This window comes from Mesorhizobium sp. M0522, from assembly GCF_040321085.1.
Taxonomy (GTDB): Bacteria; Pseudomonadota; Alphaproteobacteria; order Rhizobiales; family Rhizobiaceae; genus Mesorhizobium.
Map to the genome: position 1 here is coordinate 12,935 of NZ_JAMYQW010000015.1, position 26,195 is coordinate 39,129.

Here is a 26,195-nt window from a genome sequence, read left to right on the forward strand (position 1 = left end):
ATTTCTGCCGACACGTGGCTGCATTTCAAACGGCACGACTACGAGAACACAGCCTCAAATCTTCGCATGGGAAGGCGTGGATGACGGAAACGATAGAGCTCAAACGGGTTGGCGATGGCAATCTGCGTGCCCAGGTCTATCAACAAATCCGGTTGACGATACAGCATGGCGAATTGGCGCCTGGCCAGAAGCTCGTCGACGTCGATATTGCCGCCCAGCTCGGTATTTCCAGAATGCCTGTTCGCGACGCCTTGATGCAGTTGGTGCATGAGGGCTATCTCGTCGGCACCACACGCGGCTTCACCCTGCCCACGCTTACCGCGACGGATGTCGCCGACATCTTCGAGGTCCGCCGCTTGCTCGAGCCGCGTGCCGCCGCGCACGCCGCACGGACACTTGACGCCGCTGGCCTCAAGACGCTGGCAGCCGCGCTTCGGGAGGCCGAGGCTGCGGCCGCCGCCGGCGATGCCGACCGCTTTTTCCAGGCCAATTCGGCATTCAGGAATTGTTGGCTCGGCGCCGTCGCGAACGAGCGCCTTTCACAAACGATTGCAAGGTTCGCCGATCACGTGCTCGTCGTCCGCTTAAGGACGCTGTCGCACCAGCCGACGCAGGCCGTTATCGTTGCCGGCATGCGCGCAATCTATGAGGCATTCGTCAAGCGCGACGCCGTCGCCGCTTACGACCGCATGACCCACTTCATTCAGAACGCCGAGGAGCGTTTCATGAAGCTGAGCCCGCCGTTTCAAAACTCCAACGGTGAAGGTGAGGGCATGTCGCGTCGGGGGAAAGCATGATCAGGAAGCAGCACCCGCTGAAAGGGCCGAACAGGTTCAAGCTCGGCGTCTTTTCAATGAATGCCGATGGCGGCCTGGCAATGACCACCGTTCCCGAGCGCTGGCGTGCCCGCTGGGAAGACAACCTCAACTCCGCCTGTATCGCCGATCGCGCCGGCCTCGAGTTTCTGCTGCCGATCGCCCGATGGCGCGGCTTCGGCGGTCTGACGCATGTGCGGGAATGGTCGTTCGAGACTTTCACCTGGGCGGCGGGACTTGCTGTCGCCACCGAGAACATCGGCCTGTTCATGACCGTGCATGTGCCGCTGGTACATCCGCTGCAGGCTGCAAAAGCGCTGGCGACGGTCGACCACATCTCCAACGGGCGGGCTGGCTTGAACATTGTCTGCGGCTGGAACCCCGACGAGTTCGCGATGTTCGGGCAGACGGTCGGCGATCGAACCTACGATCAAGCGGAGGAATGGATCAACATCATCGTGCGTGCCTATCAATCGAGGGAGCCGTTCGACTTCGGCGGCGAGTTCTATGATCTGAAGGGGGTGGTCAGCCGCCCGCCAAGTCTGCAGGCGCCACGACCGGTGACCATGAACGCCGCCTTCGGCGCGCCGGGGCGCAACTATGCGGCGCGCCACTGCGACTATTTGTTTTCGACTTTTTCCGAAATTGCCGACGGCCGTGCGCATGTGGTCGACATTACCAACCGCGCGGCCGAAGTCGGGCGCGAAGTCGGCGTCTATACGGTCTGTCACGTCGTCTGCCGGGAGACCCAGCAGGAAGCCGAGGACTACTACCGGCACTACGCGCTGGAATGCGCGGACGAGGGTGCGGTCGACGAGCACATGCGCAAGAAGAAGGAATTCGCGAACTCGCACGATGCGAAGGCTTTCACCGAATATCGGCAAAGGTTCGCCGGTGGTGCCGGAACGTTCCCGCTCATCGGAACGCCGGAAAAGATCGTCGACGATCTCACCGAGATCATGGACCAGGGTTATTCCGGCGCCGCCCTCACATTCGTCAACTACACCTACGAATTGCCCTTCTTCTGCGACCGCGTGCTGCCGCTGATGCGCCAGGCCGGGCTTCGAGTCAATTGATGCCGGCGGCCGCCATTCCGACCCCGTGGGTGCATGGGCACGACGCCATCAATCCGCGCGCCTTCAAGCAGGCGATGCGGGCCGTGGCGGGCTCGGTCGCCATCCTCGCATCGGAACATGACGAGATCGGTTTTTGCGGCATCACGGCGACGGCTCTCTGCTCGTTCAGCGCCGAGCCGCCGTCGCTGCTGGCCTGCGTCAACCGCGGCAGCACCTTTGCCTCGGCCATTCGCGAAGGTTTGCCGTTTTCGGTCAATCTTCCCGCCGGCGACCAGGAGAACGTTGTACGTGCCTTTGGCGGCATGACCAAAGCCAAGGGCGCCGCGCGGTTCTCGACCGGATCATGGGTGCGTGGCGAAACCGGCGCGCCCTTGCTTGTCGGCGCACGGGCAATATTCGAATGCCGGGTGGCCGAAATCATTGTGCGGGCGTCGCACATGATCGTCATCGGCATCGTCTCAGGCGTCGCGCTGGACCGCGCTGACCGATCGCCGGTCTTCTACGCGCATGGACGGTTCCTGACAGTAGGAGATGATGCCAACTAACCGCCGTTCACGCGGCGGCGCAGCGATTGCAATTTCAGATCGGCCCGATCATGGGCCGGATCATGGGCGAACTATCAGAGGGAGTACGGCAATGCGCATTTGGAAATCCCTTGTTTTGGCTGCACTCATGTCGGGTGTAGCGGGTATCGCCACGGCCGAAGAGGTCGTCCTCAACGCCGTGCATTTTACGCCGACGCAGAACGGCTACGCCCAGAGCTTCCTGAAATTCGTTCAGAAAGTAAACGAAAAGGGCAAGGGCGTGGTCCAGATCAACGTCCGTGGCGGGCCGGAGGTCATTCCGCCGATCCAGCAGGGCGCGGCGCTCAGGAGGGGCCTGATCGATGTGATCGACACACCGGCAGGGCAGTTCCTGGAGCTCGTGCCCGAAGGCGAGGTTTTCTCCGCATCGTCGAAGACGCCGTGGGAGGTCCGCGACAATGGCGGCTGGGATTTCATCAACGGAATTTTCGAGAAGAAGGCCAATGCCCATCTGCTGGCGCATGTCGACGCGGGTTCGGGCTTCAACGTCTTCACCGTCGACGAACCCAAGCTCAATAGCGAAGGCAGCATCGACTGGGGTGGCCTGAAAATCCGTTCCTCGCCGCTCTACCGCGATTTCCTCGAATCGCTAGGCGCGACGGTGATCGTGCAGGCGCCGGGGGATGTCTACACCTCGCTCGAGCGCGGCGTCGTCAATGCCAACGCGTATACCGTATTTGGCTATGCGTCGTTCGGCTGGGACAAATTCACCAAATACCGTGTCGACCCGCAATTCTTCAAAACCGATGTGCTGATCTCGATCAACAAGGCCAAATGGGACACGCTGTCGCCCGAGGCGCAGAAGCTGCTTGCCGACACGGCCGTCGAATACGAGCGCGTGAGCTATGACGCCAATCTCGCCGAGTCCGAAAAGCAGGCACAGGCAATGATCGGCGGCGGGCAGAAGGTGATCAGCTTGACCGGCGCCGGCCGCGACAAATTCCTGGCGGCTGCCACGCAGGCGAGCTGGGCGAGAATGACCAAACGCGATCCCACCAACATCGATCAGTTGAAGAAATTCTTCCAGTAGCCCGAGCCGAGGGCGCTGGTGCGCCCTTCATCAAGGTGGACATGAGGGTCGTCGGGAATGGACAGATTGTTTGCAGCGATCGGGAAGCTGAGCCTTGCGTTGGCCGCGGCGGCAAAAGCGGTGCTTGGCCTCATCATCGTCGCGGTGGTTGCTGATGTGTGCGTCCGCAATCTCGGCCTGAGGCCGCTTGCCTGGGCGGTGTCCGCGACGGAATACGGCCTGCTCTATGCGGCATTTCTGCCGATGCCCTGGCTGGTCCACAGCAAGGGCCATGTCTTCGTCGAGTTCCTGCGCCAGGCGCTGCCGGTGCGGGCACGGGCGGTGCTTGAAAAGCTGGTCTACCTCGCCTGCATTGCCGTCAGCCTCTACCTCGGCAGCGTCGCTCTGTCTTCGCTGACAAGTGCCGTTGCGGGCGGCGAATACGAAACGCGCAGTTTCGATATGCCGAAATGGCTGGTCTTTCTGCCCATCATGCTCGCCTTCTATCTCTCGGCGCTGGAATGGCTCAGATATCTGCTCGGCCGTGACACGCTGTACACGCTCGATCCGCTGGAAATGGAAGGGCTCTGAGTAGTGGCCTGGCTGTTTCCATTCGCTGTGCTCGTTGGCACCATCCTTGTCTTGATGGGCCTTGGGCTGCCGGTCGCCTTCGCATTCTTCGTCACCAATGTGATCGGGCTGTACATGTTCTTCGGCGGTTCGATCGGCGTGACGCAGATGGTCGCCAACTTCTCCGACGCTGTCTCGACCTATGCGCTTGCCCCGCTGCCGATGTTTCTCGTCATGGGCAGCCTGTTCTTCCGCTCCGGCCTCGGCGAGAAAGTCATCTATGCGCTCGACCTGTGCATCGGCAATCTGCGCGGACGCCTCGCCTATGTCGTCCTCGCCGCCGGCACGATCTTTTCCGCGCTGTCAGGTTCCAGCCTCGCCAATACCGGCATGATGGGCTCGCTGATGGTGCCCGAGATGCTGAAGCGAGGCTACAAGCCGCATATGGCCTACGGCCCGGTGCTTGGCGCCGGAAGCCTTGCCGTCATCATCCCGCCATCCTCGCTGGCCGTCTTGCTCGGCTCGCTTGCCCAGATCGACGTCGGCGCGCTGCTCATAGCGGGGGCTCTGCCTGGACTGCTGCTCGTTGTCATGTACGCGGCCCTGATCTTCGCGCAGACGAAGATCGATCCGGACGCCGCTCCGCACTATCCGGTACCCGCCGTTCCCGCGGCCGAGAAGGTGAGGGCGGTCGCCGTCAACATCATTCCGATGAGCGTCATCGTGTTCATGGTGGTCGGCACGATCATCCTTGGGATAGCGACGCCGACGGAATCGGCCGGACTCGGCTGTGCCGCCGTCTTCGCCTTGTTGTTTGTCTACCGACGGTTCAGCTGGTCGGTTGTCTGGAAGTCGCTGGACGATGCGATGAAGGTCACCGGCATGACCTTCCTGATCATCTCGGCTTCGACGACGTTCTCGCAGATATTCGCCTTCTCCGGCGCCTCCAACGGCTTTATCCAGTTCATCGTGGGCTACGATCTTGGACCGTATCCCATGCTGCTCATGATGGTGCTCGTCATCCTGCTGCTCGGCATGTTCATGGATCAGGTCTCGATGATGCTGATCACGCTGCCGATCTTCCTGCCGATCGCCCAGCAATTCGGCTACGAGCCGGTATGGTTCGGGCTGATCCTGCTGCTCGCCTACGAGGTCGGCTTCACCACGCCGCCGTTTGGTCTGCTGCTGTTCATCATGATCGGCGTTGCGCCGAAAGGCACATCGCTCAAGACGGTTGCCATGGCTGCGGCGCCGTACATCGCGCTGACGCTTCTGCTGATCCTGCTGATTGTCCTCTTTCCGCAGATCGCTCTCTTTCTTCCGAATTTGATCTAGTCGAACTCGATCCAGCAGGTGTCCACATGCGCTTTGCCTATCTTGCTTTCTTTCATGATGACCGCGAGGCAAATTTGGCCATCGCCGGCGAAGATGTTGACGCCGTGCGGCGTGTGATTGCTTCAACGCCGGGTCTTGCGCTTGCAAACATCTATCTACCCGAAGTGGCGACGGACATGTTCAACAACGATGGTCCACCGCCGGTCTTTGGCTTCCAGCTCTATTTCGACGAACTGGCGGACATGGAGGCGGCGCTGGCGCCGTCCGGCCATCTGCAGGCGCTTGCCGCACCTGGTATGCTGTCGAGCATCGCCGGTTCGAGGCCGACGCAACAGGCAATGTGCGTGCGTCCGTTTCCCGTCGACGACGCTGGCGTCAAGACGTCCGGGCTCCCCTGCAGCTATCTTGTCCACTATCCCGGGCCGGCCGAAGACATGAATGCCTGGCTCTACCACTATGTGACGCATCATCCGCAATTGATGCGGGGCTTTCCCGGCATTCGCCACATCGAGGTTCTGTCGCGACTGGATTGGTGCGGTTCGCTGCCCTGGCCGCGGGTCGACCATATGCAGCGCAATCGCGTCATGTTCGACAGCCCAGCGGCGTTGACGCACGCACTGCAATCGCCGGCGCGGCTGGAGATGCGCGCCGACTACAAGACCTTCCCGCCGTTTTCAGGCGGCAGCCGGCATTTCCCGATGTCGACGGAAGCCATGCCTCCTTTGTCGCGGACCACCGCAACCTAGCGCGAACAGTTTTCGCCGACGCCGAAAATTTCTGGAGATTTCATGTACGACTTTCGCAAGAAATGTGTCTCTCTCGATCGCCTCATCGGTACCTTCTGTGCCATCCCGCACCCTGTGGCGGTCGAAGTGGCCGCCGCCAGCGGGGTCGATTTCCTGTGCATCGACTGGGAGCATTCGCAGATCGGCCGCGAACGGCTCGAGGATCTGATCCGCGCCGCCGATGTCCACAGGATTCCCGCGATGGTGCGCGTTCCCGGCCACACGCCGGAGTGGATGGCGGCCGCGCTCGACGCCGGCGCGTCGGGTGTCCTGGTACCCCGCGTCTCCACGGCCGAGCAAGCGCGCATGGCGGTCATGGCCTGCCGGTACCCGCCGGTCGGCGCCCGCGGTGTCGGCCCGGGCCGCGCCGCCGGTTATGGCTACAGGATTCCGGACTACCTCAAATCGGCCAACGAGGTCCTGACGGTCGCCATCCAGGTCGAGACGGCCGAAGGGCTCGCCAACATCGACGACATCGTCCAGGTCGACGGCGTCGACGTGGTCTTCATTGGCCCCGGCGACCTGTCGGTCTCGATCGACGCGATGGGGCCGGCCGGCCAGGACAAGCTCAATGCCGCGATTATGAGGATCGCGGCCGCGGCGCGCACGGCGCGCAAGGCCGTCGGCATCTTTCGCCCTTCGGCGGATGATGTCGGCAAATGGTCGCGGCACGGCATCAGCTTCTACATGCTGGCCAGCGATACGATGTTTCTCGGGGCCGGCCTTGCCGCCGGCGTCGCCTCGGCGCGCAGCGCCTCATAGCAAGAGTTTGCCATGAAGATCATCAAGACCGACGGCGTGTTGTCAGTCGAGGAAGAGCAGCTGCGCTACCTCGACGGCTTGAGCGCCGAGTTTGTCGAAAAGACGCTGCTCACGGAAGATGCCCTGATCGAACACTGCCGCGACGCCGACGCATTGATGGTATTGCGGGAGCCGATCACGGCTCGCGTTTTGGCGGAACTGAAGAGGCTCAAGGTCATCGGGCGGTTCGGCGTAGGGCTCGATTCGATCGACGTCGAGGCCGCCAGCCGTGCCGGTGTTCAGGTAACCTACGTGCCGGACGCCAATCTGGTTGAAGTCAGCACCCACGCCATAGCCCTGATCCTGGCCTTGACGCGCAGGCTGAAACAGTTCGACAGCGCGGTGCGCGCCGGCCGCTGGGCTGCAATGACCGACGGCGCCGGCATCACGCGGCCCGACAGGCAGATCCTCGGCCTGATCGGCTTCGGCCAGATCGGGCGGCTGACTGCCGAGCGGGCGCGGGTCTTCGGCTACCACATCATCGCCTACGACCCGCATATGCCGGCCGAGCGCATCGCGGCCAGTGGTGCCGAACCGGTCGGCTTCGACGATCTGCTGGCCAGGGCCGATATCGTCTCGCTGCACGTTCCAGCGACACCGGAGACCAGAAACATCATGTCGGCGCAAGCCCTGTCGCGGATGAAGGAAGGGGCGATACTCATCAACGTGGCCCGCGGCGGCCTGGTCGACGAGGTCGCATTGGCGGACGCGATCCGGCGCAGCCATCTGGCAGGCGCCGGCATCGACACGTTCGAGCGGGAGCCGCCTTCGCCCGACAATCCGCTGCTGGCGCTGGACACCGTCCTGGTCAGTCCACACGCGGCGCACTACTCGACCCAGTCTTACGCGGAGGTTCGCAACAAGGTGTTTGCCGATGTCGCATCGGTCCTGCGCGGCGGCAAGCCGGTATATCCGGTCAACCGGATATGACCAATTCCCGATGTCTGCACCACCTCTATCCGCCTGCTCCGCGGAACCCAAGTCCTGCAAGTCGGCGTTCGCAGGGCGATAAGGGGCAGCGCAACCTGTCGCGGTTGTCCGGTTTGCCACATTTTGTTCTTGCTTTGTGCCGGCAGCTATGCTACTAATTTGCGTATGGTGCTGATTCGCACCGAGGACCCGCCGCAAGGCGGTTTTTTTGTCTTTAGGTTTCAGCGCCATCCGTCGAGGCTCTGCTCGGCTTGTCGCGACGCTCGACGATGTAGATGTGATCGGCGACCAGCACCACGTCGCCATGCTGGTTGATCACCTCGCAGCGCTCGACGACCCGGCCTGAATCGGGTCGCTTCGGGTCGTCTTCCCTAGCCGAGATGGTGGTGCGGGTCCTGATCGTATCGCCGATGAACACCGGCTTGATGAAGCGCAGCCGGTCGTAGCCATAGGAGAAGGCAACCGGGTTGACGACGCTGGCCGTCAGCCCGACGCCGACCGAAAACACCAGCGTGCCGTGGGCGATGCGCTGGCCGAACGGCGTCGTCTTCATGAACTCGGCGTCCATGTGGTGGGGAAAGAAATCGCCGGTATGGCCGGCATGGACGACGAAATCGGTCTCGGTGATGGTGCGCCCGCTGGTCATGCGCGACGAGCCGATCCGGTAGTCCTCGAAATAGACAGTCTGCTCCATGTCAGGGCCTCGCCGCGATCGGTGTTGCCGGCGCCGCGCTCGATCGGTAGGCGGCTTCGACCAGCGCCATCGTGTTCCAGCCGTCTTCGACGGAACTGACAAGCTCGGCGTCCTCGCCCGACGCGTAGCGCTGGACATTGGCCATGCGGCCGGCAAAGGCGTCCGGAAACCATGCGCCGACGAGTGGAACCGCAACCCAGTCCGTGCCGCCTTTGGGGTAGATTTCGAGAATGTCCGGCTCGCCGCGCGGATAGTCGAGGTTGACGCCCAGTTTGAGGTAAGCGGCGCCTTCGGTGCCGCAGATGCGGAATTCGCAGGCCTGATGTTTTCGACCGAATTTGTGATCGTGATTGATCGACAGTGCACAGCGCACGGTGTCGCCATAGTCGAGGATCGCGCTGGTGCGCGTTTGCGCAACCTTATGGCCGGGGTGGCCGAGTGTCTTGGCATGAACCCCCTTGGGGTCGCCGAGCAATTGCCGGATCAGGTCGAGATAATGGATGGAATGCATGGTGATCTCGACGCGCGGCGCCTGCAACAGGAATTCCCAGAGCTGCCAGGGTGTCGCCAGCGCCAGCCATGCGTCGAAATCGACCACGTCGCCGAGCCAGCCCTTGGCGATCGCATCCCTGAGCGCCAGCATCATCGGCGCGAAGCGCAGCTGGAAATTCACCGCCGCCTTCAGGCCTTTGGAGCGGCAGATTTCGAGGATGTCGGTCGCCTCGATGAGATTGCTGCCCATCGGCTTCTGGATCAGCGCCACCGCACCATCGGGCAGCGCCCTGAGCACCCCGGCATGATAGGCCGGCGGCGTCGCCAGATCGAAGACGGCGTCCTTGATTGACGCAGCTTCCTCGACCGACCGGTAAGCGGTGACGCCCCATTTCTGCGCCAGTCCTTCCGCCTTGGCCAGGTCGGGGTCGAAAAGCCCGGCAACCGGGAAACCGGCTTTCCCATAGGCCGGGAAATGCGCATCGCCGACGATCGAGCCGGCGCCGAAGATCACGATCGGCCTGGGCTTTGACGGCTGTGCCCAGGCCTGGGAGAGCGAGGCAGGATCGAAAATGTCATCAGTCATAATGGAAGACTTCGTCCATCGACGCCCACCACTCGCCCTCCTTGCGGGTCGGCAGCGGCTCCTGGCACGGCATGCAGAGCGCCCACCATTCCTGCGTCGTGGGATCGGCGGCCATCTTCGCCATGTCGGCGGCATAGTCGGTGCCGTGGTACTCGAAGGTGCTGAACAAAAGGTGCTCCGGCTCCCTCAGATAAATCGAATAATTCTTGATGTTGCAGGCGGAAATCATCTTGAGGACGTCCGGCCACACAGCAGCGTGAAGCCGCACATACTCGGCGACTTTCTCCGGCTTGAGGCCGAGCACCATTCCCATTCGCTGCATGTCCGCCTCCTATTTTTCTATCGCCATGGTGAATTCCGCGATGCTCTTCGCCTTGATCGCATCCCAGTCCCAGTCGATGCCGATGCCGGGTTCGTCCGGTGCCAATGCGTGCCCGTCCTCGATACGCATTTTCTTGCCGGTCAGCTGGTCGAGCTGGGGAATATACTCGACATATCTGCCGTTCTGAACGGCGCATGTCAGGCTGACATGCAGTTCCATCAGGAAATGCGGGCAGACCGGTATGTCGAACGCCTCGGCTGCATGCGCCACCTTCAGCCACGGCGTGATGCCGCCGATGCGGCCGACATCGACCTGCACGATCGAGCACGCGCCCTTCTGCATATATTCGCGGAAATGCCGGATCGAGTAGAGCGACTCGCCGACGGCGATCGGCGTCGACGTCGCATTCGACAGGCGGATATGGCCGTCTATGTCGTCGGCCGGCAACGGTTCCTCGATCCAGGCGAGATCGAGTTCACGCAAGCGCTCGGCCCGGCGGACTGCCTCGTCGACCGAGAAGCCCTGGTTGCAGTCGGTCATGATTTCGTAGGAGTCTCCAACCGCCCGGCGCACCGCCGTCAGCCGGACAAGATCCTCGGAGCCGTGCGGCTTGCCGATCTTGACCTTCGAGCCGCGAAAGCCCTTGCCCTTGGCGGCCAGCGCATCCGCGACCAGCGCCTCGGTTTCGATATGCAGCCAACCGCCTTCGGTCGTGTAGAGCGGGCAGCGGTCCTTGGCGCCGCCGGCCAGCTTCCACAGCGGCAGCCTCTGTTTCTTGGCCCGCAGGTCCCAAAGGGCAGTGTCGATGGCCGCCAGCGCGATTGCCGTGATCGCGCCGATCGTCGTGGCATGGGTGGCGAACTCCAGCTCGTGCCAGATCGCCTCGATCATGTCGGCATCGCGGCCGATCAGCCGCGGCGCAAGGTGGTCGGCCAGCAGCCGCATCACCGAAGAGCCGCCCGTGCCGATCGTATAGCTGTAGCCGGTGCCGACCGCGCCGTCGGCGTCGGTGATGGTGACGATCGGTGTTTCCTGGCTGACAAAACTCTGGATGGCATCGGTGCGCTTGACCTTCGGCACCAGGTCGACCATCCGCAGTTCGATTTTCTCGATCTTTGCCATGATTTTAACCTCGCAATGTCCTGCCTGTTTCGGCGGAAAACAGATGGGCCTGCGACAGGTCCAGGCTCATCTTGACCCGGTCGCCGGCTTTCAGCGGCTTTGGATTGAGCATCCGCGATACCCAGTCGCTGCCGTTGAATTCGGCGAACACCAGCGTCTCGTTGCCGAGCGGCTCGGTGACGGTCACCGGCAACTCCACCTGGTGGACGTCGACGTCTTCGCCGGAGCTGATGCCATGCCCGGTCGGATAGATGTCGTCGGGCCTGAGGCCGAACACGACTTTGTCGCCGGTTCCGACATTGGCCTTGAACTGGCTGGGCAGAGGCAATCTCTCGCCGCTGGCGAACAGCAACTGTCCGTCGTCGACAACCGCCTCATGCAGGTTCATCGGCGGCGAGCCGATGAAGCCGGCGACGAAGCGTGTCTGCGGCCGGCGGAAGACCTCGTCGGGTGTGCCGACCTGCTCGATGAAACCGTCACGCATGATGACGATACGGTCCGCCAATGTCATCGCTTCGACCTGGTCATGGGTGACGTAGATCACCGTCGACCGGACCTTGGCATGCAGTTTCTTGATCTCGGTGCGCATCTGCGTCCGAAGCTTGGCGTCGAGATTGGAAAGCGGCTCGTCGAACAGGAAGACGTCGGGATCGCGCACGATGGCGCGGCCCATGGCGACGCGCTGGCGCTGTCCGCCGGACAGCTGCGACGGCCGGCGGTCGAGCAATTGGTCGAGGCCGAGAATGCCGGACGCTTCGGCGACGCGACGGTCCATTTCTTCCTTCGCGGCGCCGGCTATCTTGAGCGAGAAGCCGAGGTTTTCGCGCACGGTCATATGCGGATAGAGCGCATAGGACTGGAACACCATCGAGATGTTGCGCGAGCGCGGCGGCAGGTCGTTGACCATGCGGCCGCCGATCTCGATGATCCCGTCGCTGATCGCCTCGAGGCCGGCGATCATGCGCAGGGTTGTCGACTTGCCGCAACCGGACGGCCCGACCAGCGCGATGAACTCGCGGTCGGCGACCTCGAGGTCGATGCCGTGCACCACCGCCACCGGGCCGTAGCTTTTGGTGAGGTTCTTGAGCGATACGGTTGCCATGTCAGCCTTTCACCGCGCCGGAAGTGAGGCCGCCGACGAGGTGTTTCTGGACGATGAAGGTAAGCGTGAGCGCCGGTATGACCATGACCACGGCGAGCGCGCACATGCCGCGCCAGTCGATGGTGAATTCGGCCGTATAGTCGAGCAGGCCGACCGGCAGGGTCTTGGAGTTGATCGAGCGCGTCAGCTGCGAGGCGAGCGCGAACTCGTTCCAGGAGGTGAGGAAGGCAAAGATGCCGGCCGAGGCGATGCCGGGCCCGGCGAGTGGAAACTCGACCTGCCAGAAGGCCTGCCAGCGCGTGCAGCCGTCGATCTGCGCGGCTTCGGCGAGATCTTTCGGCACCTGGCGGAAAAAGCCGTCGATCAGCCAGACGGTGAACGGCACGTTGAGCGCGACATAGACCAGGATCAGCCCGAAATGCGTGTCGATGATGCCGAGCCGCGCAAAGACAAAGAACAGCGGCAGCGACAGCGCGATGCCGGGCACCGTGCGCGTCAGCATCAGGCCGAGGAACATCGCCGACTTGGCGCGAAAGCGGTAGCGCGCAAAGGCGTAGCCGCCGGCCATGCCGATGACGATGGCGATCACCGTCGAGGTCACCGAGATGATCAGCGAATTGCGGAAGTAATCGAGCACCGGAATGCCGCCCTGGCCGACGCCGCTGAACATGGCGACGTAGGCGTCGAGCGAGAGTTGCTGCGGGATCCACACCGGCGGCTTGGCCATGATTTCGACGGTCGGCCGCAGCGAAGACAGCACGATCCAGATGCCGGGCAGGCAGATGACCAGCATGGCCAGGAACAGTCCGATGCCGTGAACGATTCCGAGCGCTTTGTTGCCGACGCGATGCAGGCTGTTCTGGTCCATCCTCACCACTCCGCCGCGATCTGCGTGCGCGCTGCGGCGAGCTTGCGGTAGAAATAGACGGTGAACAGGATCGACAGCAGGATCGAGAAATAGGCCATGGCATTGGCCATTCCCATCCTGGCGTCGCTGTAGGCGGTGCGGGCGACCAGCGTCCAGACCAGTTCGGTGCGGCCGGCGGGGCCGCCGTCGGTCATGATCTTTACGATGTCATAGGCGCGCGCGACGTCGAGTGAGCGGATGGTCATGGCGATAAAGGCAAACGGCATGATGAACGGCCAGGTGACATAGCGGAATGTCTGCCACGGCGTGCAGCCGTCGACGCGGGCCGCCTCGACCGGTTCGCGCGGCATCGCCAGCAGCCCGGCCAGGATCAGGATCGCGAACACCGAGGTCGACGACCAGATCTCGGCGATCAGGATGGCGATGAAGGCGAGATTGCCGTCGATCAGCCACGGGATGGCGCGATCGGTCAGGCCGAGCCCCTGCAGGGCATTGTTCACCAGGCCGATATTGTCATTGAACATGAATTTGAACTGGAAGCCGACGAGGATCGACGAAAACATCATCGGAAACATCATGATGGTGCGCAGGATCCGCTGGCCGCGCGATGCCTTCTCCACCAGCAGGGCCAGCCCGAGCCCGATCAGCATTTCCAGGTTGAGCGCCACCGTCAGCAGCACCACGGTGCGGGCAAAGGCGACCCAGAAAGCGCGGCTGGTCAGGATGGTGACGTAGTTGCGCGCGCCGATGAAGACCCAGAACGTCTCCGGCCTGGTCAGCCGGAACGGCGTGAAGCTGGAATAGAGCGAAAGCAGCAGCGGCACCACCACCACCGCCGCCAGAACGATCACCGCCGGCAGCAGGAGCAGCAATGGCGGCGAAGGTCTCCAGCCTTTCATGGCGATCCGGTTCTGGTTGGTGCCCGGACACCGAAGGCCGCCATCGGCGAGCTGGGATCAAGACAAAGCGTGTTGCGCATGGTTCGTAAAAAGTTCGGGGACGCCGCTCTTCGATGAGCGCGGCGCCCCCTTGGGAGAATGGTCAAAGCTTGCCGGCGTCCTCGAGGATTTGCGTGGCCTTGGCGGCAGCGTCGTCCAGCGCCTGCTTGGAGGTCTTGTCGCCAAGGATGGCGGCCTGCAATTCGGGATAGACGGCGTTGGAGATTTCGATCCATTCAGGTATCTGCGGCACGGCAAAAGCGTGCTTTGCCTCTTCCTGGAAAGCCGCCAGCACTTCCTTCTTGTAAGGATCGTTGGCCGCCTGCTGGATGTCCCAGTCCCACACCGCCGTGCGGGTCGGCAGTGGGCCGCTTGCCGCCTCGAGCTTCTGGCTGTCCTCATTGGTCAGGAACCAGACCAGCGATGCCGCGGCTTCCTTGCTGGCGCAGTTTTCGGTGACCGAAAATCCGTGGTGCCCCGACCAGCCGGTGCGAATGCCGGCCGATCCCTTCGGCGCCACCTTCACGCCGACATTGCCGGCGACCTTCGACGACTTCGGATCGTTGAAGAAGCCTGCCCAGCCCGGCCAGTCGAGGTTGATTGCGACGGTGCCCGAGGCAAAGCCTTGGCCGAGATCGTCCCACAGATAGTTGGTGGTGCCGGCCGGCACCGCCTTGGCCTTGTAGAGATTGGCGAACCAGTCGAGCGCGTGCACGCCGGCTTCCGAGTTGAAGGCCGGCTTGTCATCCTTGTCGAGGTATTCGCCGCCGTCGGCGATGAGCATCTCGTAAAAGCGGCCGTTGATCGCCTCTTCCTTGCCGGCGAACTGGGTACCATAGAAATCGGGCGGGCTGGCGAAGAATTCCGCCTGCTGGGCGACCTCGTCCCAGGTGTCGGGCGGTGTCAGTTCCTTGCCGTACTTGGCCTTGTAGGCGGCCTTCTTGGCTTCATCCTGGTAGAGGCTCTTCTGGTAGTAGAGCGCCGAGACGTCGAACTGCGCGCGCGGCAGCATGACCAGCTTGCCCTCGAGCGTCGAGGCCTTGATCGTCGACGGCACGAAGGCGTCGATCTCCTCCTTCGGCAGCAGCTTGTTGAGATCGGTGTAGATATCAGGATATTGCGGCGCGAAGGACGAGTGGTTCGACCCGACGCACCAGTTGATGCTGCCGGAGGCGATGTCCGACTTGATCTCCTTGTCGAGCTCGAAGTGGTTTTTCTTCGAGATCACGTTGACCTTGGCGCCGGTCAGTTTTTCCCATTCGCCGATGCGCGCGTACAGCCCTTCATATTGCTGGCCGCCGATCAGCTTGGCGTCGATGGTGACGCCGTCGAATTTACCGGGCAGGTCGGCAGCAAGGGCAGCACTCGCACCAAGTGCGAGCAGCGTTACGCCGGCCGACAGGCCGCAAAACAGTTTCGTCATTGGTATCCTCCCAAGAGTCTGCGTCGATCGCGTAGTGAGGTCGATCGGCAGGTTCATTCATATACAAACAAAATATTTATAAGATCGTCAAGCCGAAAGTTCTTCCGGAAGCAACCGTTATGCGTATATGAAATATGAAATTCACTGGAGAAGCCCAATGGCAGAGGACGAGGAAGACGAGCGCTATCGAGCCCCGGCGTTGGACAAGGGGCTCGACATTCTCGAGCTGCTGGCCGGCGTCGACGGCGGCCTGACGCAGGCGGAAATCGCCAAGAAACTCGACCGCAGCCCGAACGAGTTCTATCGCATGCTGGATCGGCTGGTGCGGCGCGGCTATGTCACGCGGCCGGATGGCGACCGTTACTCGCTGACGCTCAAGCTGTTTGGCCTGGCGCAGCTGCACGCGCCGGTGCGCCGGCTGGCTTCCTACGCGACGCCGCTGATGCGCGAACTGGCCGAAACCACACAGCAGGCAAATCAGCTGGTCGTCTTCGACCGCGGTTCCGCGGTGGTGATCGCACAGCAGGAGGCGCCGGATTACTGGGGCATCTCCATCCGCGTCGGCTCGCATATCAGCCTGTTCGACACCGGGTCCGGCCATGTATTGCTGGCGTTCCGCCCGCCGGAAGAGCGGCAGATGATGATCTCAGAACATCTGCGCAGTACCGACAAGCCGCCGCAATCGCCGGAATTCTTCGCCCGCCTCGACCAGATCAGGGAACGCGGCTACGAGATGATGGCGTCGATGCAGACGGCCGGCGTGTTCAATCTGTCGACGCCCGTTCTCGGCTCGGATGGCAAGGCCATCGCCGCACTGTCGATCCCCTACATAACCCTGGTCAACGCACCCAAGGCGCCCGACATCACCAGGACGATAGAGCTGCTGCTGGCAGCGACCGAAAAGCTGTCGCAACTGGCGGGATCGACCGTCAAGCAATCGCGATGAATTCTTATTTGAATGAAGAATTTCTCCGTGAGATGATCTCGAAGTCGCCAGGGAGGAGCGCCGCCATGATCTTTGACACCCATCTGCACCTGATCGACCAGTCCGCGCTGCGCTATCCCTGGCTGGCCGGCGTGCCGGCGCTCAACCGCGATTTCTCCTACGTCGAATATGCAGTCCAGGCCCGCCGTGCCGGCATCGAGGGCGCATTGCATATGGAGGTCGATGTCGATCCTGCCGACATCGAGGCTGAAACCAGCCGTGTCAAAGCGCTGTCGCGGGAAAAGGCCAGCTTGCTGCGGGGGGCAATTGCCTCCTGCCGTCCGGAAGAGCCCGGCTTTGCCGCCTATCTCGAGCGCCAGCGCGCCGATCCTTTCGTCAAAGGCTTTCGCCGCGTGCTGCACGTCATGCCGGACGAGCTTTCGGAGGGCGCGCTGTTTCGCGAAAACATCAAGCGGCTTGCCGGCAGCGGCCTGACCTTCGACCTTGTCGTTCTGCCGCACCAGATCCCCAAGGCGATTGCACTCGCCGACGTCGCGCCGGATGTGCAGTTCGTGCTCGACCATTGTGGCGTGCCCGACATCAAGGGTGGTGCCGAGCACCCCTGGCGCGAGCACATGGCGGAGATCGCGCGGCGCCCGAACGTCGTCGGCAAAATTTCCGGTGTGGTCGCCTATGCGGATGCCGGATCCTGGACTGTCGAAACGCTGCGTTCCTATGTCGAGCACACCATCGAATGCTTCGGCTGGGACCGCGTTGTGTGGGGCAGCGACTGGCCGGTCTGCACGCTTGGCGGCGGGCTTGCGACCTGGGTGGCGGCAACGCACGCGCTGCTCGCCGGCACCAGCGCCGATGAAAGGCAGCAACTGCTGTCCGGCAACGCCAAGCGGCTGTGGAGTTTGTAGAGCATTTTGCAGCTAAGTGATGGAATCACATGGCGTCGCACAAATGCGGCTAAAACGAATAGGTGGCCTCAGATCGTCGCCGACACGTGCCGCTCGCGACCGTAGAGCGAAACCAGGAGCACGATGACCAGGCCAAGTGCCGCCTGCACGGTCGAGGGCCGGAAGCCGAGGCCGATCAGCAGCGTGTTGATCTCCGTCAGCACCAGCACGCCGGCAATGGTGCCGAAATAGCTGCCGCGGCCGCCGACAAGGGCGGCGCCGCCGACCACCACTGCCGCGATCGTCTGGAACAGATAGGGCTGGCCGACATCGCCATAGGCAGAGCCGGTGAAGCCGAGCAGCAGCACGCCGGCCGCGGCGGCGAAGAAGGCGCTCGCGGCATAGGTCACGGTCCACATGCGGACCGGATCGATCAGCGCCAGCGGCGCAGCACCTGGATTGCTGCCTAGGGCGTAGAGACGGCGGCCGTATGGCGTGCGCGCCAGCACCAGCGCCACCAGCAAGGTCAGCACCGCGACGCATGGCACCAGCCCCGGCACCGGCAGCGGTCCGACCGAACCGCCGATCGAAACGAAGGCGGAAACCGCGGCAGGCGCCGATCCGGATGGAAAGCCACCGGTCCACAACAGGACGGCACCTTGCACGATCATGCCAGTGCCGAGCGTGACGATCAGCGGGTGGATATCGAGCCCACGTGAGATCAGGCCGTTCAGCGCCCCGATCAGTATGGCGAGCGCGACGACGACTGCGCAGACAAGGGCAAAATTCCAGCCGACGCCGTAGAGCTGTGCGGCAACGACATTGGCAAAGCCGATGATGAAGGGGATCGACAGATCGATACCGCCCAGGATTACGACGAGGGTCTGGCCGATCGATGCCACCGCCAGCAGCGAGGCGATCACCAGCAGCGCCCGGATGGCGAACGGCTGGGAGTAGCCCGGGATGAGCAAGGTGCCAAGGAGATGCAAGGCGACAGCGACGGCAAAGGCACCGGCGACACGCGCATTGGTGGATTGGAACCAGGTCTGGCGCATGCTTCTCAGCCTTTCCCTCCCGAGAGCCGCTCCTGCAGCGCCGTCATGATGACGGCCACAACCAGGATCGCGCCATAGGCGATCTGCAGCACATAGGTGGAGACGTTGAAGGCGGTCAGCACGCTCTGCAGCAGGAAGATGTCGACAGCGCCGATGGCGGCGCCGGCGAGCCCGCCGCGCCCGCCGGCAAGGCTGACGCCGCCGAGCGCCACCGCGGCAATCGCGATCAGCGTGTAGGTTGGCCCGATATTAGGGTCGGCCGAACCGATCAGCGCGGTCAGCATCAGGCCGGCACAGGCGGCAAGTATGCCGGTCATGACATAGGCGATGAAACGCACTTTCGTCACCGGAATGCCGGCCGTGTAGGCGGCGCGGTCGTCGCTGCCCACCGCCATCAGCTGGTCGTAATAAGGCGTCTGTCGCACCAGCCACCAGAACAGCAAGATCAGCGCCAGCGGCAGCGCCGACCAGGGTCCGGCCATTGCCTTCAGCCAGCCCGGCGCCGGCCCGACCGGCGCCGGCAGGACGGTCAGCGTCATGCCGGTGAGGATCAGATAGGTGCCGAGCGTCGCAACGATCGGCTGGATGCGGACGATGGTCGCCAGAAAGCCGTTGGCAGCGCCGACGATCGCGCCGATCAGAAGCGCCGCCGGCACGATGACCAGCGGCGAAGATATGCCAAGCCTGAGGAACAGCAGCTGGATCACCATCGCATTGACGAAGCCCATCAATGGCCCGACGGAAATGTCGATGCCGCCGCGCCCGGCGAGGATCACTGGAGCCGAGGCGAGCGCTGCGCCGATCAGCGGCGCGGCGAGCCCGATCAGCGCGCCCCAGGCGGCAGGATGGAAGCGCGCCGGATTGAGCAGCAGATTGACCGCGATCAGGATCACCAACAGCACTGCCGCAAAGCCGGCGCCGCGCCATCGCGCCGCCATGCGCCGCAACCCGCTCATGCCGCGCGCCCGAACATGGCGGCGATCACCGTATCGCTTTTCATCTCGTCTCCGGTGATTTCAGCCGCCACCTGCCGTTCGCGGAACACCAGCACGCGATGGCAAAGCAGCAGGATCTCCTCGATCTCGCTCGATAGGATGACCAGCGCCATGCCGTCCGCCGCAAGCCTGCGGAACACGTCATAAAGGACGTGGCGCGTTGCCACGTCGACGCCGCGGGTAGGGTCGTTGAGGAGCAGGATCGCCGGTTCCAGCGCCAATGCGCGGGCCAGCAGCACCTTCTGCTGATTGCCGCCGGAAAGCGTGGTGATCGGGGCGTCCGGCCGTGGCGCGATGATCGACAGTCTGTCCCGGTAGCTCTCATAGCGCTGCCGCCGCGCGGCGAAGCTGAGCAGGCCGAAACGCATATCGCGCGACAGCGTCGAGACGGCAAAATTGTCGAGCACCGATTGGGTCGGAAAAATGCCGGTGGTGCGCCGGTCGCGCGGCAAATAGGCGATGCCGCCGGCGACCGCCTTGCGGAAATTGGTGATCGCGCGCGCTCCGGTTGGCGCCTCGACGGTCACCTCGCCGCCGGCCGGGCGTTCCAGGCCGGCCAGCACTTTCAGGAACCGCTCCTGTCCGTGGCCGTCGAGGCCGGCAAGGCCGACGATCTCGCCCGGCGCAATGGTTTGCGTCATGGGGCTTGCGCCCGGCGCGATCACCAGGCCACGCACCGAAAGGCTGGCGCGATCAGCCATGCGCCAGCTCCGCCGCCGTGCGTGGCGCCATCGCTCTGAGAAGTTCGGATGCGGTGGACGTGCCGCGTTCCTCAGTCGTCACCACGCTGCCGCCGCGCAGCACGGAAATCCGGTCCGAAAGCGACATCACCTCGTCCATGCGATGGGTGATGAACAGGATCAGGCAGCCTTCGGAGGCAAGCTTGCGCATCATGGCAAAGACCGCCTCGCGATCGGCAAAGTCGAGCGCCGCTGTAACCTCGTCAAGGATGAGAATGCGCGGGTTGCGCACCACGGCGCGGGCGAGCACTACCAATTGCTGAACCGCAAGCGGCAATTGCCCCGCCAACTGGTCGAGCGGGATCTCGGTCACCGCGAAGCGCTTCAGCACCGCTTGTGCGCGCTGCCGCCGCTCGGCGCGCGGCACGGTGCGCGTCAGCAAGCCGTCGAGGCCGAGCAGGATGTTGTCGGTCACCGAACGGTCAGGCGCGATCAGCACTTCCTGGAACACGGTGGCCAACCCGGCGGTCTGGAACGCCGCCGGCGAGAGGCCGGTAAAGGGCGCTCCGTCGAGCAGGATCGCGCCGCTGTCCGGCTGGACGATCCCCGACAGCAGCTTGACCAGGGTGCTCTTGCCCGAACCGTTCTCGCCCAGGATGGTGTGGATCGTGCCGGCGCGGAATGCGATGGAGGCATTGGCCAGCGCAATCGTTTCGCCGTAGCGTTTCGAGATGGCCTGGACTTCCAGCATGAGCAATCCTGATCGAGAAAGCCGGCACCGCTGGTGCGGAGCCGGCCCGCATAAATGCTACTTGGCGCAGGCGTCCGGCACCTTCGAATAATCCCAGCCCTTGGTCGGTGCCGGATTGGCGAAGTAGGCATCGAGCCATTCCTCCGGCATCGGATCCTTCGGCGGGACCGGGAAGATCGAGACGGCGTCCGGCGTCATGCAGTCCTTGTACCAGGCGCCGAGGTCGGCATTGTGCACCGGCGGAATCGGGATCAGCAGCGTGTTGAGCTTCGGCTTCTGCCCATCCAGCATGCGCGCCCCGACACGAAACAGCGTCTCGGCCGTCCAGTGCGGCAGAACCGCATGGCCTTCGAACCGGTATTTGTCGGGATTGGCCTTCCAGTAGCCGAGCGCATCGCCGGTGATCGAGCCGGTGATCAGCGGGGCAGGGCGGCCGGCCTCGGCAAAGGCCTCGGCGACGACGCGGCTTTCGCTGCCCGTCGTCCACACTGCATCGATCGGCGCCGGATTGGTGGCGATTGCCTGCAGCACCGCTGTCTTGGTGACGTTGGCCGTCCAGTTGCCGTTGACGCTGCGCGAGACCTTGAGCTTTGAATTTTCGGCCAGCGCCTTGTCGCCGCCCTGGCGCTCCTGCACGACGATCGGGTGACCGGCAATGCCTTCGACCAGAAGCACGCTGCCGCCGTCCGGCATTGCTTTGCCGATCGCGGTCATCATGTCGTAGCCCCAGCGCGCATAATTGGAATCGACGTTGATCGCATTCGGGCTGGTCACCGACCCAGCTGCCGTGATGAAGGGGATGCCGGCTTTGGCTGCGGCATCGATGGCATCGTCCAGCGCCGTCGCCGAGCCGGGGATCGAGGTGATGATCGAGCATTTCTTGTCGATGAAGGCGCGGATCTGGTTGATCTGCTGACTGGCGTCGTTGTTGGAATCCGATACCTCGAAGCTCGCCACGGTGCCGTCGGCGATCAGGCCGTCGACCAGCCGCTTCAACTCCTTGGTGACGGTGACGCGCCACGGATTGCCCTGGTAGGACTCGGAGTGGCACCATTTCCACGGCTTTGGCGCCGGCGTGAAATTATCCCAGGCCGACGGCAGCACCTTTTGCGGCGCGCCGTCATATTGTGCCTTCAGTTCGGTCGGCAATCCAGCAATCACGCCCGAAACGTCTTGAGCGCAGGCTATGGTCGTGACCGATGCAAGTGCGGTTGCGGCCATAAGGCCGCGGATCAGGCTGTTCATGTTCTCCTCCGTTCGGTTGTTCAGGCTCCTCCGCCGGCAACGCCGGACACCTGCGTCGAAAGGCTCTCCCGAAACAGGCGATTGAGACCGGCAACGACGCGAGCGGCATTGTGCCTTTCGCTCAGGCCGAGATTGATGCGATCGGACGCCGCCTGCTGGAAGGCCATGTAGCCATCATGCCGCGGCCTCACCCAGGCACCTTCGAGCGTGGCCCGGGTGTCCTTGTAGAAATTGCCGGCGGCGGCATTGACGGCGGCATCCGCCCAGGCCGCGGCGTGGCCGGGCTGGCCGCCGGCCGAGGCGTAGGGGCCACGCTGCACGTCGCCGCTGGCGATCCAGTAGGCGAAGTCGATTGCTTCCTGTCCGGCCTTCGAGAAGGCCGACACGGCGATGCCGGTCCCGCCGAGCGCCGAGCCTTTGGGGCCGGCATTGCCAGCGGCCGGGATATCCGCGAAAGCCAGGCGGTTGGGTCGAAACCCGGCGATGGCATAGGAGACATAGCCATAGATCAGCGGTGCGCAGGCGATCCGCGAGCCGGATCCGGCCATTTGCTCCAGAACCGCGATCGGATCCATGCCAAGACAGGCCGGGTCGACGAGGGCTGCGATCTCGCGCATCATCTCGAAGACCTGCTTGCCCGCTGCCGGATCCACATGGTCGCCAGGGCCTTCACCGGCGGGTCGGCCGAGATTGCCGGCAAGCGTGTAGAACACCATCAGCGAATGCGGCGGCCTGAGCGGCAACAGCACGTGGCCTTGCCGGGCCAGATCGAGGGCATCGGCCCACCTCGCCGGCGCAGCCGAAAGCATGTCGGGCCGCCATGCCTGCACCTGGCTGGCCGCGTCGATCGGAAACGCCCACTGCCGGCCTTGCCAGTTGTAGCTCGGAAAGGACCGGCCGACACTGCCCGCCGCAAGTGCTGCACGTTCGGCTTCCCGGCCGGCGACATCGAGCGGCGCCAGGCAGTTCTCGGCGGTGATCTGGCCGACATGCGGATGGTCGACGACGATCAGGTCGTAGGCACGAGCCAGTTCCTCGACCGGGAAGGATTCGAAATCCTGCAGCGAGCGCTTGTCCCATTCAACGGCGACGCCGGTGCGTTCCGTCCACACTGCCGAACAGGCGACCATCGGGTCATAGCCGCGCGGATGGCTCCAGGTCATGCCTTTGAGCGTGACGTCGCTCACAGCCCGAACTCCGCGCGGATTTTTGCGCTGTGCTCGCCGATGCGTGGCGCGGCCCGCTCGACCTTCGCGCGGATGCCGTCTACCCTGAGCGGCGAGCGCGTGGTGAGGATCGAAACATCATCCTCGCGCGTCACCGTCTGCAGCATGTCGAGGACCTGGAAGCCTTCGCTGGCCATCATTTCCGGCCAGCTCAAAACCTTGGCGCACCAGATGTCGGCAGGCTCGAGAATGGCAAGCCATTCGTCGACCGTCTTCGTTGCGATCTTTTGCGCGATGATCGCCTTGATCTCGTCCCGGGCGGTGAACCAGGTCGACGGCTGGTCGCGATAGGGCGCAAGCTCCTCGAGCCCGAGGAGATCGGCGAGTTTCGAGATCGGCGTCATGGCGATCGCCAGATAGCCGTCCTTGGCCGGATAGACGCCGTAGGGCGCCGAGAGATAGGCGTGCGCGCTGCGGAAGCTCGACCGCCGCGGCAGCCGGCGCCCGTCATTGAGATGCGTGGTCAGCACCTCGAACTGGAAGTCGACCAGTGCTTCGAGCAGGCTGGTCTCGACATGGCTGCCCTTGCCGGTCACGCCGCGCCGCACCAGTGCGGCGAGGATGCCTTGCGCGGCGGCGGAACCCGCCAGCATGTCGGCGATCGCCAGGCCGAAGGGCACCGGCCCCTGGTCCTCGTCGCCGTTCAGCCACATCACGCCGGAGCGGGCCTGCGCCAGCAGATCCTGCCCGGGCCGCTTGACCCACGGACCTTCCTCGCCATAGCCGCTGATCGAGGCATAGACCAGGCGCGGATTGATCTTGCGCACCGCCTCGTAATCGAAGCCCAGGCGTTCGATGACGCCGGGCCTGAAATTCTGGATCAGCACGTCGGCCCTGGCCAGCAGGCCGCGCAGCGCCGCAAGGTCGGCCTCGTCCTTCAAGTCGATGGCAAGGCTTTCCTTGGCGCGGTTGATCGCATGGAAAATGGTGGAATCGCCGCCGATCTCGGTGTCGCTGAGATAGAGCCGGCGCGACAGATCGCCGCCGTCCGGCCGTTCGATCTTGATGACGCGAGCGCCGAGGTCGAGCAGTCGCAGCGAGCAGTAAGGTCCGGACAAGAACTGGCTCATATCGACAACGATGAGCCCGGTCAGCGGCAGTTCGGCAATGGCAGCCATTGCCTATTTCTCCGTCTTGCCGGCGAAATCGGCCGGATTGCGGTACTTCACCGTCTGCAGGTGCTCGCAATAAAGCACGAGCTCGCCTTCACCCTTGAAGACTTCATAGCTGGCGCGGATCAGCCCCATTTCCTTGTATTTTGGCTTCTTGTCGATGTTGGAGCGGATCGAATAGATCGTGTCGCCTATGAACACCGGCTTGATGAAGCGCAATTTGTCGTAGCCATACGAAAAGGCGTTGATGCAATTGGTGGCGACGAGACCGAGCCCGGCCGAGAACACGAAGGCCCCTGCCACCAGCCGCTTGCCGAAAATGCCTTGCGTCTCGGCGAACATCTGGTCCTGCACGTATGGATGGATGTCGAGCACAAGCGTGTTGAAGAGATGGCTGTCGCCCTCGGCAATGGTCCGGCGCAGCGAGCGGATCTTCTGGCCGACCGGCCAGTCTTCGTAGAACCAGTTCTCCGCGTTCCAGACGGGAAGGTCGGCGTGATCCCTACGCATGTTGGCGGGGTGTGTCGATGCCACGCCCACGGTTGGCGCGAAACCGCTCATGACGACTTCCTCTGGGAGCGGGAATCGTCCATCAGGGCGCGCCGCAGACCGGCGAAATGCATAATCGATCCTCCCGTCAATCTTCTTTTGTGAATAGTATTTTCACATATGGGGTTGTGTTGCAAGCGAGTCTCGGCCAAATTTTGCCTGCTCCGTCGGGGCCAATGCCGGCGGAACAAGGGAGGAAGTGATGCAGAATGCCTGTCTGGTTTTCGTCGGCAGCCTCAATCGCGACGCCCCGTATTTTCAGGGCGCGCGCGGCATCGGGCTGGGTGTCTACAGTTTCGACGAAGGGACGCTGCAGACGAAGAAACTGGCCGAGACGGGAGACATCGACAATCCCACCTTCCTGTCGGTGACGCCGGACGGCTCCCACATCTATGCCAACTCAGAAGTGTTCACCTGGCGCGAAGGGGTGGTCTCGGCCTACCGTTTCGACAGGCAGACCGCCACGCTGTCCTACATCAACAAGCAGCCGACGCTGGGCAGCATCACGGCGCACAACACCATCACGCGGGACCGGACGAAGCTGCTGGTCGCCAATTACGGCATGGGCGAGGGCGGCCCCGATCGCTCGGTCGTGGTCTATGGGTTGGGTGAGAATGGCGGCCTGACAGCGCCGTTGTCGAGCGTTGCCCATAGCGGGACCGGACCAGATCCGGCCCGCCAGGAGCGGCCGCATGCCCATAGCGTAACCGAGACGGTTGCCGGCGGCATGGCGATCGTCGCTGACCTCGGCATCGACCGGCTGGTGTCCTATCGCACCGGCTCAGACGGCAGCCTGACGAAGCTCGCCGAGTCGGCGCTTGCGCCAGGCGCGGGTCCGCGCCATCTCGCACTGCATCCGGGCGGTCGCTTCGTGTTCGTCATGAACGAGCTGGATTCGACGGTTGTCTCGCTGGCGCTGGACGAAGCATCAGGCAAGCTTACGGTGATCGACAGCAAGCCGGCCGTGCCGCCCGAGGCGCGCGACGGCAATCACTGCGCCGACATCCAGATCTCGCCTGACGGCCGCTTTCTCTACGGCTCCAACCGCGGCCATGACAGCATAGTGGTGTTTTCGATCGACCAGCAAACCGGCAGGCTTGCCCTTGTGGGCTATACGCCTTGCGGCGGCGCCACGCCGCGCAATCTGGCACTGACGCCCTCGGGCGGCCATCTGTTCTCGGCCAACCAGAATGCCGACCGCATCTCGATTTTCGCCCGTGATGCCGCAACCGGCCGGCTGACCGACACCGGCCGATCCATCGATATTGGCACGCCGATGTGTGTGAGGATCGTGCGTTGAGCG

Annotated in this window: 28 protein-coding genes; 12 read left to right on the top strand and 16 right to left on the bottom strand. The window is 63.4% G+C overall.

Annotation, left to right across the window (positions count from 1 at the left end; genetic code table 11):
- Positions 1-80: 80 nt before the first annotated feature.
- The 9 genes from NKI58_RS17560 to NKI58_RS17600 all read left to right on the top strand — a co-directional run bounded on the left by NKI58_RS17560 (position 81) and on the right by NKI58_RS17600 (position 7,905).
- A complete protein-coding gene (locus NKI58_RS17560; protein ID WP_352590403.1) occupies positions 81-797 on the top strand; it encodes a GntR family transcriptional regulator in 717 nt (238 codons plus the stop codon).
- Entirely contained in the window at positions 797-1,891 is a 1,095-nt protein-coding gene (locus NKI58_RS17565) for an LLM class flavin-dependent oxidoreductase (protein WP_352451596.1), read from the top strand. The genes NKI58_RS17560 and NKI58_RS17565 overlap by 1 nt, the downstream gene beginning before the upstream one ends.
- On the top strand, positions 1,891-2,436 hold the full coding sequence (locus NKI58_RS17570) for a flavin reductase family protein (protein ID WP_352590400.1): 546 nt from the start codon (positions 1,891-1,893) through the stop codon (positions 2,434-2,436). The genes NKI58_RS17565 and NKI58_RS17570 overlap by 1 nt, the downstream gene beginning before the upstream one ends.
- A 91-nt stretch (positions 2,437-2,527) precedes the next feature.
- On the top strand, positions 2,528-3,505 hold the full coding sequence (gene dctP / locus NKI58_RS17575; RefSeq protein WP_352786777.1) for a TRAP transporter substrate-binding protein DctP: 978 nt from the start codon (positions 2,528-2,530) through the stop codon (positions 3,503-3,505).
- Between the two features lie 57 nt (positions 3,506-3,562).
- Complete coding sequence (locus NKI58_RS17580; RefSeq protein WP_352786778.1) at positions 3,563-4,075, top strand: TRAP transporter small permease; 513 nt, start codon at positions 3,563-3,565, stop codon at positions 4,073-4,075.
- A gap of 3 nt (positions 4,076-4,078) precedes the next feature.
- Complete coding sequence (locus NKI58_RS17585; RefSeq protein ID WP_352782135.1) at positions 4,079-5,389, top strand: TRAP transporter large permease; 1,311 nt, start codon at positions 4,079-4,081, stop codon at positions 5,387-5,389.
- Between the two features lie 26 nt (positions 5,390-5,415).
- Entirely contained in the window at positions 5,416-6,135 is a 720-nt protein-coding gene (locus tag NKI58_RS17590; protein WP_352782133.1) for a hypothetical protein, read from the top strand.
- 42 nt (positions 6,136-6,177) lie between these two features.
- Positions 6,178-6,936 (top strand): HpcH/HpaI aldolase family protein, encoded by a 759-nt coding sequence (locus NKI58_RS17595; protein ID WP_023676097.1) that lies wholly within the window; start codon positions 6,178-6,180, stop codon positions 6,934-6,936.
- 12 nt (positions 6,937-6,948) lie between these two features.
- Positions 6,949-7,905, top strand: coding sequence for a C-terminal binding protein (locus tag NKI58_RS17600; RefSeq protein WP_023676096.1), 957 nt, complete (start codon positions 6,949-6,951; stop codon positions 7,903-7,905).
- Positions 7,906-8,119: 214 nt separating this feature from the next.
- On the opposite strand, the gene NKI58_RS17605 is transcribed toward NKI58_RS17600, so the two are convergent.
- The 8 genes from NKI58_RS17605 to NKI58_RS17640 form a co-directional block, all read right to left on the bottom strand.
- Positions 8,120-8,599, bottom strand: a complete 480-nt coding sequence (locus NKI58_RS17605) for a MaoC/PaaZ C-terminal domain-containing protein (RefSeq protein ID WP_023676095.1) — start codon at positions 8,597-8,599, stop codon at positions 8,120-8,122.
- Between the two features lies 1 nt (position 8,600).
- A complete protein-coding gene (locus NKI58_RS17610) occupies positions 8,601-9,677 on the bottom strand; it encodes a Gfo/Idh/MocA family protein (protein ID WP_352782130.1) in 1,077 nt (358 codons plus the stop codon).
- Complete coding sequence (locus NKI58_RS17615) at positions 9,670-9,999, bottom strand: L-rhamnose mutarotase (RefSeq protein WP_023676093.1); 330 nt, start codon at positions 9,997-9,999, stop codon at positions 9,670-9,672. Before NKI58_RS17615 ends, NKI58_RS17610 begins: the two co-directional genes overlap by 8 nt.
- Positions 10,000-10,008: 9 nt before the next feature.
- Positions 10,009-11,121 carry a mandelate racemase/muconate lactonizing enzyme family protein gene (locus NKI58_RS17620; protein ID WP_023676092.1) on the bottom strand — a complete coding sequence of 371 codons (1,113 nt, stop codon included), beginning with the start codon at positions 11,119-11,121 and terminating at the stop codon, positions 10,009-10,011.
- Between the two features lie 4 nt (positions 11,122-11,125).
- Entirely contained in the window at positions 11,126-12,223 is a 1,098-nt protein-coding gene (locus tag NKI58_RS17625) for an ABC transporter ATP-binding protein (protein WP_023676091.1), read from the bottom strand.
- A gap of 1 nt (position 12,224) precedes the next feature.
- On the bottom strand, positions 12,225-13,091 hold the full coding sequence (locus NKI58_RS17630; RefSeq protein ID WP_023676090.1) for a carbohydrate ABC transporter permease: 867 nt from the start codon (positions 13,089-13,091) through the stop codon (positions 12,225-12,227).
- A 2-nt stretch (positions 13,092-13,093) separates the two neighbouring features.
- A complete protein-coding gene (locus NKI58_RS17635) occupies positions 13,094-13,990 on the bottom strand; it encodes a carbohydrate ABC transporter permease (RefSeq protein ID WP_352786779.1) in 897 nt (298 codons plus the stop codon).
- Positions 13,991-14,132: 142 nt separating this feature from the next.
- Entirely contained in the window at positions 14,133-15,452 is a 1,320-nt protein-coding gene (locus NKI58_RS17640; protein WP_352782128.1) for an ABC transporter substrate-binding protein, read from the bottom strand.
- A gap of 157 nt (positions 15,453-15,609) precedes the next feature.
- Between NKI58_RS17640 and NKI58_RS17645 the strand changes: the two genes are divergently transcribed.
- The gene (locus NKI58_RS17645) at positions 15,610-16,398 is read left to right on the top strand and encodes an IclR family transcriptional regulator (RefSeq protein ID WP_352488516.1); all 789 of its coding nucleotides are present in this window, start codon (positions 15,610-15,612) and stop codon (positions 16,396-16,398) included.
- A 65-nt stretch (positions 16,399-16,463) separates the two neighbouring features.
- Positions 16,464-17,300: an amidohydrolase family protein gene (locus NKI58_RS17650; RefSeq protein ID WP_352743911.1), complete on the top strand. Its 837-nt coding sequence runs from the start codon at positions 16,464-16,466 to the stop codon at positions 17,298-17,300.
- A 68-nt stretch (positions 17,301-17,368) separates the two neighbouring features.
- Here the strand turns inward: NKI58_RS17650 and NKI58_RS17655 are convergent, their stop codons facing one another.
- Genes NKI58_RS17655 through NKI58_RS17690 form a run of 8 tightly spaced genes read right to left on the bottom strand, consistent with a single transcriptional unit; the run spans position 17,369 to position 24,904 of the window.
- Positions 17,369-18,334, bottom strand: a complete 966-nt coding sequence (locus NKI58_RS17655) for an ABC transporter permease (RefSeq protein WP_352743909.1) — start codon at positions 18,332-18,334, stop codon at positions 17,369-17,371.
- A gap of 5 nt (positions 18,335-18,339) precedes the next feature.
- Positions 18,340-19,290 (bottom strand): ABC transporter permease, encoded by a 951-nt coding sequence (locus tag NKI58_RS17660; RefSeq protein WP_352786780.1) that lies wholly within the window; start codon positions 19,288-19,290, stop codon positions 18,340-18,342.
- Entirely contained in the window at positions 19,287-20,030 is a 744-nt protein-coding gene (locus NKI58_RS17665; protein WP_352786781.1) for an ATP-binding cassette domain-containing protein, read from the bottom strand. Before NKI58_RS17665 ends, NKI58_RS17660 begins: the two co-directional genes overlap by 4 nt.
- Positions 20,023-20,760, bottom strand: coding sequence for an ATP-binding cassette domain-containing protein (locus NKI58_RS17670; RefSeq protein ID WP_352786782.1), 738 nt, complete (start codon positions 20,758-20,760; stop codon positions 20,023-20,025). The genes NKI58_RS17665 and NKI58_RS17670 overlap by 8 nt, the downstream gene beginning before the upstream one ends.
- Positions 20,761-20,817: 57 nt before the next feature.
- Positions 20,818-22,005 carry an ABC transporter substrate-binding protein gene (locus tag NKI58_RS17675; RefSeq protein WP_352786783.1) on the bottom strand — a complete coding sequence of 396 codons (1,188 nt, stop codon included), beginning with the start codon at positions 22,003-22,005 and terminating at the stop codon, positions 20,818-20,820.
- 20 nt (positions 22,006-22,025) lie between these two features.
- Positions 22,026-23,168 (bottom strand): extracellular solute-binding protein, encoded by a 1,143-nt coding sequence (locus NKI58_RS17680; protein WP_352786826.1) that lies wholly within the window; start codon positions 23,166-23,168, stop codon positions 22,026-22,028.
- A gap of 20 nt (positions 23,169-23,188) precedes the next feature.
- A complete protein-coding gene (locus NKI58_RS17685) occupies positions 23,189-24,349 on the bottom strand; it encodes a CaiB/BaiF CoA transferase family protein (RefSeq protein WP_352786784.1) in 1,161 nt (386 codons plus the stop codon).
- 3 nt (positions 24,350-24,352) lie between these two features.
- Positions 24,353-24,904: a MaoC family dehydratase gene (locus NKI58_RS17690; RefSeq protein WP_352786785.1), complete on the bottom strand. Its 552-nt coding sequence runs from the start codon at positions 24,902-24,904 to the stop codon at positions 24,353-24,355.
- A 190-nt stretch (positions 24,905-25,094) separates the two neighbouring features.
- On the opposite strand from NKI58_RS17690, the gene NKI58_RS17695 reads away from it, so the two are divergent.
- Entirely contained in the window at positions 25,095-26,192 is a 1,098-nt protein-coding gene (locus tag NKI58_RS17695; RefSeq protein ID WP_352786786.1) for a lactonase family protein, read from the top strand.
- Positions 26,193-26,195: the final 3 nt, after the last annotated feature.